Annotated in this window: 7 protein-coding genes; all 7 read right to left on the reverse strand. The window is 76.7% G+C overall.

Annotation, left to right across the window (positions count from 1 at the left end; translation table 11 throughout):
• Positions 1-17 precede the first annotated feature (17 nt).
• The gene (locus tag I003_RS0107350) at positions 18-674 is read right to left on the reverse strand and encodes a DUF11 domain-containing protein (RefSeq protein WP_027770931.1); all 657 of its coding nucleotides are present in this window, start codon (positions 672-674) and stop codon (positions 18-20) included.
• Between the two features lie 221 nt (positions 675-895).
• Complete coding sequence (locus tag I003_RS0107355; protein ID WP_027770932.1) at positions 896-3,994, reverse strand: bifunctional [glutamine synthetase] adenylyltransferase/[glutamine synthetase]-adenylyl-L-tyrosine phosphorylase; 3,099 nt, start codon at positions 3,992-3,994, stop codon at positions 896-898.
• Positions 3,995-4,115: 121 nt separating this feature from the next.
• Positions 4,116-5,060, reverse strand: coding sequence for an EamA family transporter (locus I003_RS0107360; RefSeq protein WP_027770933.1), 945 nt, complete (start codon positions 5,058-5,060; stop codon positions 4,116-4,118).
• Positions 5,053-5,649: a MarR family transcriptional regulator gene (locus I003_RS0107365; protein ID WP_027770934.1), complete on the reverse strand. Its 597-nt coding sequence runs from the start codon at positions 5,647-5,649 to the stop codon at positions 5,053-5,055. The genes I003_RS0107360 and I003_RS0107365 overlap by 8 nt, the downstream gene beginning before the upstream one ends.
• A 97-nt stretch (positions 5,650-5,746) precedes the next feature.
• Positions 5,747-7,108 (reverse strand): type I glutamate--ammonia ligase, encoded by a 1,362-nt coding sequence (gene glnA, locus I003_RS0107370; protein ID WP_027770935.1) that lies wholly within the window; start codon positions 7,106-7,108, stop codon positions 5,747-5,749.
• Between the two features lie 302 nt (positions 7,109-7,410).
• Positions 7,411-9,900, reverse strand: a complete 2,490-nt coding sequence (locus I003_RS31670) for a hypothetical protein (RefSeq protein WP_027770936.1) — start codon at positions 9,898-9,900, stop codon at positions 7,411-7,413.
• Between the two features lie 62 nt (positions 9,901-9,962).
• Positions 9,963-13,067 (reverse strand): alpha-N-acetylglucosaminidase, encoded by a 3,105-nt coding sequence (locus I003_RS0107380; RefSeq protein WP_027770937.1) that lies wholly within the window; start codon positions 13,065-13,067, stop codon positions 9,963-9,965.
• Between the last annotated feature and the right edge of the window lie 84 nt (positions 13,068-13,151).

The following is a 13,151-nucleotide window of genomic DNA, read 5'->3' on the forward strand; positions in this document are numbered from 1 at the left end:
CGTCCCGCCCCCGCGGGTCACTGCCCCTGGTCGTCCTCCGTGTCCCGGGACCGGCGCCGGCGCAGGATCACGATCCCCGCGATGCCGACGAGGAGCGCGGCGGCGGCGCTGCCGGCGGCGTAGACCTTGTTCGAGGAGACCCAGGGCTCCGGGGACCACTCGTCGTCGGCGCTGGTGCAGGTGAGCCATTCGCCGCGGGTGCCACCCTGGAAGCAGACCGTGGTGGCGGAGGGGGGCGCGCCCTTCCCGGTACCGGTCCCGCGCGGGGCGCGTGCGTCCTCGGACGCGCGTGCGGCGTGCGGATCCTTGCCCTTCCGCTCGGCACGGCCGGGAGCGGCGGTCACCGTCAGCTCCCGGCTCGTGCCCGCGGGCAGCTCGATCCGCCAGGTCACCTGCTGCCCGGCCGTCTCGGCCCGCGGGCTTGCGGAGACGTACGCGAGGGAGTCGGGCAGGAGTTGGGTGACCCGGCCGTGCGGCGCGTCCGTCCCGGAGGTGTTGTGCACCGTGATCGCGTACGTCGTGCCGCCGCCCGCCGCCGACCGGCTGTCCAGGGCGAGCCGGATCGGCGACGGCGGGGCGACGGGCGGGGGCGTGCCGGGGGAGAGCGGCGGGGAGGGGGCGAGGGCCGCCAGCGCGCCGGCGAGCATCGCCGCGGAAGCGATCGCCGTACGCATGCCCTGCCACCTCGCTGTCGGTGCCACCCGGTCCGTGCGGCCGGTCTACCAGCGGGCGTCGTCAAGAAAAAGGGCGAATCGCGCGATCAAGGTGCCGATGCTACGAACGGCCCGCCGGGCGGTCCCCCCTTCGGAGGAACGGGCCGGGCGGCGTGTACGCCGGTATCCCGCCGGTCTTCCGGCGGTGCCTGCGGCAGTTTGTGGGCGGTCGTGCGGCGGCGTCAGTCGCCGTAGAAGAGCCGCTCCACCACCGCGCGCGCCCGCCGCGTCGTCCGCCGGTACTCCTCCGGCAACTCGCCGGACTGCCCCGGGCCGTAGCCGAAGTAGCGTGCCACCGCGCCGAGTTCGCGCTCAGCGGCGGGGAAGGTGTCGCCGGGCCGGCCGCGGACGAGCATCACCGCGTTGCGCAGGCGCGTGGCCAGCAGCCAGGCGTCGTCCAGAATCCGCGCGTCCTCCGCGTCCAGCAGCCCCGCCTCCAGCGCCGCGGCGAGCGCCGCGCGGGTGCGGGTCGTCCGCAGCGCGGGCACCTCGCGCGCGTGCTGCAACTGCAGCAACTGCACCGTCCACTCCACGTCCGCGAGCCCGCCGCGCCCCAGCTTCGCGTGCAGCGCCGGGTCCGCGCCGCGCGGCAGCCGCTCCGCCTCCATCCGCGCCTTCAGCCGCCGGATCTCGCGGACGGCGTCCTCGCCGAGCCCGCCCGCCGGGTAGCGCAGCGGGTCGATCAGCTCCGTGAACCGTGTGCCCAGACCCGCGTCGCCGGCGACCGGCTCGGCGCGGAGCAGCGCGTGGCGCTCCCACGTCAGCGACCAGCGCTCGTAGTACGCCGCGTACGACGCGAGGGTGCGCACCAGCGGCCCCGACTTGCCCTCGGGGCGCAGGTCGGCGTCGATCAGCAGCGGCGGGTCGGTGCTGGGCAGTTGCAGCAGCCGGCGCAGCTCGTTGGCCACGGCGAACGCCGCCGCGCCCGCCTCCTCGTCGGAGACGCCCTCGCGGGGCGCGTGCACGAACAGCACGTCGGCGTCCGAGCCGTAACCCAGCTCGTGGCCGCCGAAGCGGCCCATGCCGATCACCGCGAACCGCGTCGGCAGCGTGTCGCCCCAGCGGGCGGCGGTCGCGGCGCGCAGGGCGCCGGCGACGGTGGCGGCGTTGAGGTCGCTGAGAGCCTCGCCGGTGCGGTCGACGGCGGCGGCGATCCGGGCGTGTTCGTCCCCGTCGGGTTCCCGCGCGGCCCCGGTGTCCTCCTCGCCGGGCTCCGTGTGCGCCCCGTACGCCGTGATGAGGTCCGCCGCAGCGGTACGGAACAGCTCCCGCCGCCGTACCCCGCGGGCCGCCGCCACCGCCGACTCCGGGTCCGTGTGCCGGCCCACGGCCGCCAGGATCTCCTGCTCCAGGTGCGCCCGCCCGCGCGGGCGCAGCCCCTGCTCGTCGCCGAGCAGCGCCACCGCCTCCGGCGCCCGCAGCAGCAGGTCCGGCGCGAGCCGGCCCGACGACAGCACCCGCGCCAGGTTCTCCGCCGCCGCGCCCTCGTCCCGCAGCAGCCGCAGGTACCAGGGCGTACTGCCCAGCGCGTCCGAGACCTTGCGGAAGTTCAGCAGCCCCGCGTCCGGGTCGGCCGAGTCACCGAACCAGCCCAGCAGTACCGGCAGCAGCGTCCGCTGAATCGCCGCCTTCCGGCTCATCCCCGACGTCAGCGCCTCCAGATGCCGCAGCGCCGCCGCCGGATCCTCGTACCCCAGGGCCACCAGCCGCTCCCGGGCGGCGTCCGGCGTCAGCCGCACCTCCCCGGGCGCGAGCCGGGCGACGGCGTCGAGCAGCGGGCGGTAGAACAGCTTCTCGTGCAGCCGCCGCACCTCGAAGGAGTGCCGCCGCCACGCCTTGCGCAACTGCGACACCGGGTCGTCGCCGCGGCCCTCCTCGGGCAGCAGCCGCGCCAGCGAGCGGCCGAGCGCGCGCAGTTCCTGCTCGCCCTCGGGCACCAGATGGGTACGGCGCAGCTTCTGGAGCTGGATGCGGTGTTCGAGCGAGCGCAGAAACCGGTACGCGGCGTCCAGCGCGGCGGCGTCGGCGCGGCCCACGTACCCGCCGGCGGCGAGCGCGGCCAGCGCGTCCAGCGTCGTGCCGCTGCGCAGCGAGGCGTCGGCGCGGCCGTGCACGAGCTGGAGCAACTGCACCGCGAACTCCACGTCCCGCAGCCCGCCGGGGCCCAGCTTCAGCTCCCGGTCGACCTGCGCCGCCGGGATGTTCGCCACCACCCGGCGGCGCATCTGCTGCACGTCGGGCACGAAGTTGTCGCGCTCCGCCGCCTGCCACACCATCGGGGCGATGGCCTCCGCGTACGCCGCGCCCAGCTCGGTGTCGCCCGCGACCGGGCGGGCCTTCAACAGGGCCTGGAACTCCCAGGTCTTGGCCCAGCGCTGGTAGTACGCGAGGTGGGAGGAGAGGGTGCGGACGAGCGGACCGTTGCGGCCCTCGGGGCGGAGGTTGGCGTCCACGGGCCAGATGGTGCCCTCGGCGGTGGTGTCGGAGCAGACGCGCATGAGGCGGCCGGCGAGCCGGGTGGCGGCCTGCACGGCGGCGCGCTCGTCGGCGGGTTCGCCCCCGTTGCCGTCCTCGTGCGGCTCGGCGACGAAGATGACGTCGACGTCCGAGACGTAGTTCAGCTCCCGCCCGCCGCACTTGCCCATCCCGATCACCGCCAGCCGGCAGAGCGCGGCGTCCTCGGGCTGCTCCTCGCAGGCGATCTCCAGCGCCGCCCGCAGCGTCGCCGTCGCCAGGTCCGCCAGCTCCGCCGCGGCCTGCACCACGTCCGTCGTGCCGCAGACGTCCCGCGCGGCGATCCCCAGCAGCGCCCGCCGGTACGCCACGCGCAGCGCGTCGGCCCGCGGCAGCTCCGCGCCCCGCGCGCCCCAGATGCCCTCGGCGAGCGCCCGCTCGAACTCCGCGGTCGTCGGATGCAGATCGGGCGCTTCGTACGTGACCAGCGACTCCCAGTCGTCCGGGTGCCGCGCCAGATGGTCCCCCAGCGCCTCGGACGCGCCGAGCACCCCCAGCAGCCGGTCACGCAGCGGCTTGGCGGTCACCAGGGTGTCGAGCAGCGCCTGCCGCCGCTCCGGCCGCAGCGCCTCGGAGAGCCGCACCAGACCCAGCAGCGCCCGGTCCGGATCCGCGGTGCCGCCCAGCGCGTCGAGCAGGACGGGATCGTCCCGTACGCCGTCGAGCGCCGCGGACTCCAGCAGCCGCCCGGCGTCGGCCGGCTCGGCGAACCCGTACCGCAGCAGCCGGGTGAACGCGCTGCTCCTGCGCCCCTGCGGAACCGCCATCGCGCGCACCGCCTCCCGTCCCGTGATCACGCCGGGCTACGAGCTTACGACGCGGGACTCGCCGCGGGGACGGCCGCGGGGGCCCGGAGGGATGCGGCGCCGGCCCTCGCCGCCCCCGTGCTCACGCCATCGCGATCAGCCCGATCGCCGCCCCCGCGCACACCAGCCCGGCCGACTGCAGCGGCGTCAGCCGCTCCCGCAGCACGAGCAGGGCCAGCAGCACGGGGATCGCCGGGTAGAGCGCGGCGAGCACGGTGGCGACGGCCATCAACTCCGCGCGGGCCGCGTAGAGGTACAGGACGGTGGCGAGGGTGCCGAGCGCGCCCGCGACGGCCGCGTGCGGCACACACCGCCGGGGCAGCCGCCACGGCGCCCCGACCCCGAGCACGGCGACCGCGACGACGCCGACGGACACGGCGCGGCTGAGGGTGACGGCCCACAGGTCGCCCTCGGCGGGCAGCCGGGCGAGGGCGACGAAGTGCGTGGCGAACCCGGCGCCGGCGATCAGCGCGTCCGCCGAGGCGGACCCGCGCGGCCGGCGGCCGGTCCCGCCGCCGGGGTACGCCCCGGCCGGGTGCCCGCGCGGGACCGAGTCCCGTTCCGCCCGGCCTCGCCGCGGCCGGTCCCGCCGCCCCGCCCTCGTTTCCCGCACGTCCGGGCCCCGCGACACCAGCCACAGGGCGGGAAACGCCGCCCCGATACCGGCGAGGGAGGCCGCGGCCGGGCGTTCGCCGAGCAGGCTGATGCCGACGACCACCGGGACGGCCACCGCCGTCACGTCGCTGACCGGCACCACGACGCTCATCGCCCCCCTGGCCAGGGCGCGGTAGAGGAAGGCCACCCCCACGCCCGTGCCCACCCCGGACAGCGTGCCCCAGCCCACCCCGGCCGCGTCCGGGGCGCCCGAGCCCGGCGCGGCCGGCACGGCGGCCAGGCTCACCGCCGTGCCGCACACCTGCGCGTACAACGCGACGGTCACCCCCGCCGTGTGCCGGGCGGCGAGTCCGGCGACGAAGTGCGTGAGGCCGAAGCTGACGGCGGACGAGAGCGCGAGTACCTCACCCACCGCGGGCACCCCGCCCACCGCGGGCACCCCGCCCGGCGCGTGCCGCCTGTCCGGCGCCTGCGGCCCGTTCGGCGCGTGCGGCCTGCCCGACCGGGCAGAGGTGTCTCCCGGCCAGGCAGGCACCGCGGTCGCAGAGCCGGCACACCACGTCCTCCGAGCCGACCTCCCCGTACACCTCGGTGAGCAGCAGCTCCAGCGCCTCCGTCAGCGCCGCCTTCCGCTCGGCGGGGAGCCCCGCGAGCACCCGGCGCAGCCCGTCCCGCCGCGCCGCCTCCGCCCGCGCGGCGGTGGCGGTCCCGGCCCCGGTGAGCCGCAGCGCCACCTGCCGCCCGCCGCTCCGCTCGCGCTCGACCAGCCCGCGGGCCGCGAGCTGGTCGAGCATCCGGGCACACGCGGGCTGGCTCAGCCCGATCCGCAGCCCGAGTTCCGTGACCCCGATGCCCTCCGCGCCCCGCAGCGTGACCAGCGCGGCCGTCCCGCTGACGCTGACACCTGCCGCCGCCGCGGCGGCGGCCGTCATCCGGTCGGCCACGGCGAGCGCGGCGGCGCCGAGGAGGTTCGCGGTCCGGATCTCGTCTGTTTCATGCATAACTCATGCATAGTTCATCGCGCGGACATCCTCAACCCGCGGCACCGTGATCGATGCGGGGCAGGGGCCGTACGCGAACGACGGGCGGACGCGCGCTCTACAGCACCGGGAGGTTCTTGCGCAGCTCGAAGGCCGTGACCTCGGAGCGGTACTCCTCCCACTCCTGCTTCTTGTTGCGCAGGAAGAAGTCGAAGACATGCTCGCCGAGCGTCTCCGCGCAGATCTCGCTGCGCTCCATCAGCCCGATCGCCTCGCCGAGGTTCTGCGGCAGCGGCTCGATGCCCATGGCGCGCCGCTCCGCGTCGGTCAGCGCCCACACGTCGTCCTCCGCGCCGGGCGGCAGCTCGTAGCCCTCCTCGATGCCCTTCAGGCCGGCGGCCAGGAGCATCGCGTACGCCAGGTAGGGGTTGCAGCCGGCGTCGAGGGAACGGACCTCGATACGGGTGGAGCCGGTCTTGCCCGGCTTGTAGAGGGGGACGCGGACCAGGGCGGAGCGGTTGTTGTGGCCCCAGCAGATGTACGACGGGGCCTCACCGCCCGCGCCCGCGGTGCGCTGGGAGCCGCCCCAGATGCGCTTGTACGAGTTCACCCACTGGTTCGTCACCGCGGACACCTCCGCGGCGTGCCGCAGCAGACCGGCGATGAAGGAGCGGCCGACCTTCGAGAGCTGGTACTCCGAGCCCGACTCGTGGAAGGCGTTGCGGTCGCCCTCGAAGAGTGACAGGTGCGTGTGCATCCCCGAACCCGGGTGCTCCGAGAACGGCTTCGGCATGAACGTCGCCTGCACGCCCTGCTCCAGCGCCACCTGCTTCATGATCAGGCGGAACGTCATGATGTTGTCGGCGGTGGCCAGCGCGTCCGCATAGCGCAGGTCGATCTCCTGCTGGCCCGGGGCGCCCTCGTGGTGCGAGAACTCCACCGAGATGCCCATCGACTCCAGCATCGTGATCGCCTGCCGGCGGAAGTCCATCCCCACGTTCTGCGGGGTGTGGTCGAAGTAGCCCGAGCTGTCCGCGGGCACCGGCCGGCTGCCGTCGACCGGCTTCTCCTTCAGCAGGAAGAACTCGATCTCGGGGTGGGTGTAGAAGGTGAAGCCCAGGTCGGAGGTCTTGGCGAGGATCCGCTTGAGCACGTACCGCGGATCGGCGAAGGACGGCGAGCCGCCGGGCATGAGGATGTCGCAGAACATCCGCGCCGTGCCGGGGGTCTCCGCGCGCCAGGGCAGCACCTGGAACGTGCCGGGGTCGGGCTTGGCGAGCATGTCCGACTCGTGCACCCGGGCGAAGCCCTCGATGGCGGAGCCGTCGAACCCGATGCCCTCGTCGAACGCCTGCTCAAGCTCGGCGGGGGCGACGGCGACGGACTTCAGGAAACCCAGCACGTCGGTGAACCACAGCCGCACGAAACGGATGTCGCGCTCCTCCAGGGTCCGGAGCACGAACTCCTGCTGCTTCTCCATGGTCCACATCCTCGCAGGTGACTCGGTGGCGTGGGCGCGAGCCCTCAGTATCACGGTAGGGAGTTTCCGCCGCGTTTCGCACCCCGCGCAGTGCCGTCGCCGGCGGTGACGGCTGCGCAGGCCGGCGCGGGTGGCGGCGGGAGGAGTACGCGGCGGGCCGCCCGGCCCGTCCTCGGCGCGCCCCGGCCGGGCTCGCGCCCCCGGGGCGCGTTCGCGCAGGTCTGCAGCGCTGCGGGCCACCATGCGCTGCCCCTGACGGCGGCCAGGCGGGTACCCGGCCGCGTCGACGGCGCGGCCGGGCGCTACGACGGGGGGCGGAGCGTGGAGCCGTCCGGGAGGGTCGCGGTCAGCCTGGCGCGGGCGCCGCGCTTCGCCGCCGCGGCGAGGAACCGGCCTTCCGCCGAGCCGCTGACGCCGCCGGACGCGGTGACCGAGGTGACGTCGCGGCTGCCCGCCGCCAGCACGTACCACGTGCCCGAGCGCGCCTTCCACAGCACACCCGCCAGCGCGTGCGGCGCCCGGGGCCCGCACGCCGTCGTGCCGCGCGCGCGGGCCGCCACCGCCCCCTGCCGGCCCGGGTCGGTCGCCGGCGGCTGGAACTGCGCCAGGGCCACCCCGCCCGTGCCGCGCCAGGTGTCGGCGCGGGTGCACACCCAGGCGGCGGTGCCGCCCGCCTCGGGCAGCCGCTGGCCGGCGAACGTCCAGGAGTTGACCGTGCGTACGCCGTGGGCGCGGAGCGCGGCCAGGTGGCACGCGGTGCGGGCCCAGCGGTCGCGGGCCGCGGCGCCGGCGACGTCGGCGGCGGCGGCCGGGGAGCCGTACGTCAGCCTGGCCGGTACCAGCTCGCCGAGGTCGGTCGTGAGCTGGGCGGGAGCGCCGGTGCCGGCGGCAGGGCTGGTCCGCAGCTCAAGGACGGGCCAGGTGGTGCAGGGCCGGTCGGCGGCGGACGGGGAGACGCCGGGGGAGGAGCCACCGCGGGAGGGCTCGGCGGCGGGTGTGTCGGTCGTCGCCGTGGCGTCCGTCCCTTCGCCGGGCCCGGGGGAGCCTGAGTCCGTGGGCGCGGTGGCGGGGAGCGGAGGGCTCGGGACGGGGACGGTGACGCCGTCCGTGCCGCGGCCGACCCGCCGGGGCTCCGCCTCCGGGTCCAGCAGCTCGCGCAGCGAGACCCCGGAGACCCAGGGGGCGGTCAGATAGCGGACCTTGCCGTCCCTGCGGCCGACCACGACGGCCAGCGCGCTCGCCGGGTCCGCCGCGTCGGCGCGGGCGAAGTCCAGCCCCGCGGCGCCCGGTTCGCCCCGCGCCTCCGCGTACCGCACCAGCCGCAGGCCGTCGTGGAAGAGGACGACGGTGGCCCGGTCGACGTCCCCCGCGTACAGCAGCCGCGGCGGTCCCGCGGGCGGGCCGGCGGCGGTGCCGGGCGTCGCGGAGAGCCGTACGGACCCGCCCGGCCGGGCCCAGACCGCCAGGGCCCGGCGGAGCAGCGCCGAGTCGCCCTTACGGGTGCCGCGGGCGGGCCAGACCGCGAAGTCGGCGCGGTCGGCGCGCTCCCAGTCGTCGTGCCCCGCGACCGCCAGCCGCGCCGGGTCGAGCGCCTGCTCGGCGAAGGCGTTGCGGGCGTACGGGGCCGCCGCCGCGTCGTCCGTGCCGCCCCCGGCGCCGGGGGCGCCGAGCAGGGCGACGACGGCGACGAGGGCCGCGGCGGCGGCGAGCGCGGCGCGGCTGTGCCGGCGGCGCCGCAGCAGGTCGGTGGGGCGGGCCTGGAGCGCGCAGGGGTCGAACTCGGGGGAGAACAGCAGCCGCCGCTCCGCGCTGCCGGGCGGCTCCGCGACGGCGCCGGCTGCGGCGAGCGCCGCCCGGGGGTCCTGGGCACCGGCCGCCTCAAGGAGCCGGCACACGGCGGGGTCGGGCAGCCCTTCCAGGCCGCGCAGCACGTACGCGGCGCGGGCCGGTGCGGGGAGGGCCGCGAGGGCGCGGTCGAGAGCCAGCTCGTCGCAGCCGCCCGGGCGCGGGTGGAGCCGCAGCCCCCAGAGCCGGGGCAGCGGGCTCGGCAGCGCTCCGGCCCGCGGCAGCCCCAGCCGGCCGCGGGGCCGGCCGGCGTCCAGCGCGGCCCGGACGATCCGCAGCCGCACGTAGGCGTAGCCCGCCTCGGCCTCCCCCGCCGGCCGCCACGCCGCACCCCCGCCGGGCCCGCCCTCCGGCCCGTACGCCCGGCCGTTCGCCACGCCTCCGGGGCCGCCCCGCTCCACGCCCCCGTTGGAGCCGGGGAGGCCGTCCGGGGGCCGCCGGCGGGGACGACCGATGCCGGGCCCCGCCTGGGGGCCGTACGGGCCGCCCGGCTCCGCCGCCGGGGAACCCCCTGGTCGGCCCCCGCGCGCGTCCGCGGCCCCGAGGCCGGGGCCGGGCCGGGTGATCCCGCCGGCGGTGTGGCCTTCGGCGGGGCGGCGCCCGCCGCCCGTGCTCACCGTGCCCGCGCCCGGCGGCCCTCCGTCCGCGTTCGCCCGTGCGCCCGGCACCGTGCCCGGCGGTCTTCCGCCGGCCCGCGCCCCGCGGGTCGTCGGCGCGCCCGGTGCCGTGCGTCCGCGGGGCAGCGCGCGCTGGACCAGGCCGTGTGCCGCCAGCACCCGTTTGCCGCGGCTCTCCCAGCCCGGCAGCAGCAGATACGCGAGCCGCGTCAGATGCCCGTAGTGCTCGACGACGGCGGCCTCGGCCTGCTCGACGTCGACAGGTGAGGCGACGGTCTCGTCGGGTGGCGGGCCCGCGGCCCCCGGGGTGGTGACGGCCTGCTGATCCACACTGGGTTGAACGAGTGAATCCTCGGATGGTCACCCCGCCGCGGGGGCCGGCCGCGCCTTCCTCACCCGCTCGTCCACCCGCTGAACGCCACCGTCCCGCGCACCCCCGCCGCCGCCGACATGAACAGCCCCGCGTCCTGCGTCCCCGCGGTTCCCGGCACCGTGACCGTCGCCACCGTCTGCCACGTCGCCCCGCCGTCCGTGGAGCACGCGCCCGTGAACTCCTCGCCCGCACGCGTCAGCCGCAGCGTGACCGGCGCTGTGATGCCCGTGATCCGGCGGTAGGTGTCCAGTGTGCCGTCGCCGTTGGAGTCGTAGGAGAGCACCACCCCGTTCGCCGGTGTCACCGCCAGGTTGAGGAATCCGGCCGCCCCCGCCGTCCGCAGTTCGTTGCGGGCGACGATGCCCGCCCGCGCCCACGGCCCGGTCGGATCCTGCGCGTCGACCGTCAGCGTCACCGAGCCGCCGGAGACCAGCGCGCCGGGCCGGAAGACCGCGCCGAACTCGGTCGTCGCCTTCCACATGTCCGCCCCGCCCCCGTCGACCGCGAAGCGGTCGCCGAGCTGCCCGAAGACGGCGTCGTTGGTCGTGACCGTGGCGACGCTGTCGTCCAGCGGCCCGGCGACGTACAGCGTCCCCGGCGTGTGCACCGTCACCGGCTTCTGCCCCGCCATCCCGTACGCCGTGCGCACCTCGTACGACAGCGGCGTCAGCGGCTCCGAGGGCGGCCCGGCGGGCGCCCGGACCTCCCACGCGAACTCCGCGCTCCCGGCCGCCGGCACCGGCGGCAGCGACGCCGGGCCCGGCGGCGTGGCGTCCAGGCCCGTCAGCTCCAGTTCCACGGCGCCCGTGGCGGCCAGCCCGCACATGTTGCGGAACCCGGCGGTCAGCCGCCCCGCTTCGCCCGGGGCCAGCGCGGGGGGATCCGCGACGGCGGTGACGACACCCTGGTACGGGGCGGTGGCCAGCACGTCGTGGACGCGCCGCGCAAGGGTGTGCGCGTCGCCGGAAGGGCGTTCGGGGTAGCGGTTGTTCAGCCGTGTCCAGGGGTCCTCGACCGCGTACCAGTCGAATGTCTCCGGCTCCCGCCCCGCCGCCAGCGCGTCCTGCAGCTCCTCCAGATAGGCGCGCCAGCGCGGCGCGTGGACGTCGCGGATCAGCCCCGACCAGTCGCGGTTCGCGTAGTCCGCGAGGTGCCCGCCGTCGGCGGTGGGGCGGTCCGCCCAGGTGGTGACCAGCACCCGCGCGGTGCGCTCCAGGTGCGCGGCCTCCGCGTCGTCCGCGGCCATCCGGCGGGCGTCGGCGAGCCAGGGTCCGAGGAGGAACGCGCGGTGCGCGCCGGTGGTCTCGTCGCTGAGCGCCATCAGCTTCAGCCACAGGTCGGACAGGGTCCGGAACGTCTCCGCGTCCTCGCGCCCGTACGCTGCCTTGAGCTGCGGCAGCAGCACCCGCGACCGGTTCGCGAGCGCCTGCCGGGCGAGGTCGACGACGTCGTGCCGGTACGCGTCGGAGGCGCGCAGCGCCGGGGCGACGCCCAGCAGCGCGCCGAACGCCTTGTCGAAGTCGGCGAGGTCGAAGGCCGGCGTCTTGGTCGCGTAGTACGCACCGGAGCGGGCGTCCAGCGACGGCCGGGCGGCGAAGACGGAGTCGTGCGGGCGGCCGTCGGCGCTGGAGATCGCGTACGCCGTCTCGCGCAGCGCCGCGAACGCCTCGCGCGCCGCCGCGTCGTCGCCCCCGTAGCGCACGGCGGCGTACTCGTCGAACCACGCCTCGCGGTCCACCGGCTCCGCCCGCCACGCCAGCTCGCTGAAGAGTTCCAGGGCGGCCGGATCGCGCTCGGCGGCCTCCGGCATGTAGGCGGTGCCGGCGCAGGCACCGCCCGGCTTGTCGCGCCAGGCGGCGAAGCGTTCCGCCCACATGTGGGTCTTGGCGCCGATCGTGGTGCGTCCGCCGAAGTTGGGGATGGTGCCGAAGGCGTACGGCACGCCGCCCCAGTCCGCCTCGCGGTCGGTGACCCGCTCCAGGTCGGACAGGCCGTCGACGACGAGCATCCGTTCGGGGTGGGCGAGGCCGTCGAGCAGGTCGCGCCGCGGGTTCTCCTGCCAGCCGAGGATGACCCACGTCGCGCCGGGGCGGGCGGTCTGCAGCGCGGTCTCGACGGCGCGTGCGGCCTCCGGCACGGGCACGTCACCGGGGTCGCCGCCTTCGTGCAGCAGGTCCATCTTCAGGTGCTGCACGGGCCCGAACAGCTCTTCCTGGTGGCGGTAGAACGCGGCGGCGACGTCGCGGAAGACGTCGGTGCGCGGGTCCAGCCAGTCGGGGCGGGGCAGGCCCGCCCAGGTGCCCTGCGGGACGGTGCGGGCGCCGGGGTTGCGGTCGGCGAAACCCCCGGGGACGGTGCCGAAGTAGCCGGGCAGGACGGGGGAGATGCCCAGCTCGCGCATGCGGCCCGTGATGCGGCGGCCCAGCTCGGTGCGCTCGGCCAGCAGCGCGGGGCTGACGGGGCCGCCGTACTCGCTCATGTTCTGCAGCAGCCACCAGGGCTGGTGGCTGGGGGCGGGCAGCCAGGCGCGGGCCTCGGCGTCGGAGTAGCCGAAGTCCTGGAGCAGCCGGTGGTAGACGGCCTCGGTGCCGGGGGTGACGAGCACCTGGTTGCAGCCGTGCAGGGCGAGCACGTCGAGGAACCGCTCCCAGCGCGGCCAGTCGTGGTACGGACCGGTGTAGCCGTCGTGGGTGTCGTTGAGCGCGAACCGGGCCGGGACGGTGGCGCGGCGCTCGATGGGTGCGTCGGGTGCGGGGAGCCGGCCGGGCAGCCGGGTCTGGCTGCCGGACCAGGAGACGACGGCACGGCAGGTGTACTTCAGGTACCAGTGCACGCCGGTGAGGAGCACCGCGGGGCTGGTGCCGCCGACCTCGATCCGGCCGGCCCGGCCGCGCACGGTGAACCGCTCGTCGCCGTCGAGGGCAAAGAGGGCGAACTGCCGGGCGTGACCGGGCAGCAGCCGCTCCAGCGCTTCCCGGGCCGCCTCCACGTCGAACCCCCTGCCCGCCGCCGTACCGCCTCCGGCTGTCACGCTACGGGCGTGCGCCTGCCCGCCGACGAGTGCCGCGCCGGCGCCGAGCGCACCGGCCGTACCCAGGATCGTGCGTCGCGTCATCTCCGTCATCAGCGGACCGTAGCCACGCGCGGCTCGCGGGGGCAACGGAGGGAAACGGGCGAAAAGCGGCCCGTGCACGGGCGGGACGGCAAG

Source organism: Streptomyces sp. CNQ329, assembly GCF_000482585.1.

Coding starts and splice junctions, on each gene's coding strand:
- I003_RS0107355 (WP_027770932.1), bottom strand. CDS start 3,994: ATGGCGGTTCCGCAGGGGCGCAGGAGCAGCGCGTTCACCCGGCTGCTG.
- I003_RS0107350 (WP_027770931.1), bottom strand. CDS start 674: ATGCGTACGGCGATCGCTTCCGCGGCGATGCTCGCCGGCGCGCTGGCG.
- I003_RS0107380 (WP_027770937.1), bottom strand. CDS start 13,067: ATGACGGAGATGACGCGACGCACGATCCTGGGTACGGCCGGTGCGCTC.
- glnA (WP_027770935.1), bottom strand. CDS start 7,108: ATGGAGAAGCAGCAGGAGTTCGTGCTCCGGACCCTGGAGGAGCGCGAC.
- I003_RS0107365 (WP_027770934.1), bottom strand. CDS start 5,649: ATGCATGAAACAGACGAGATCCGGACCGCGAACCTCCTCGGCGCCGCC.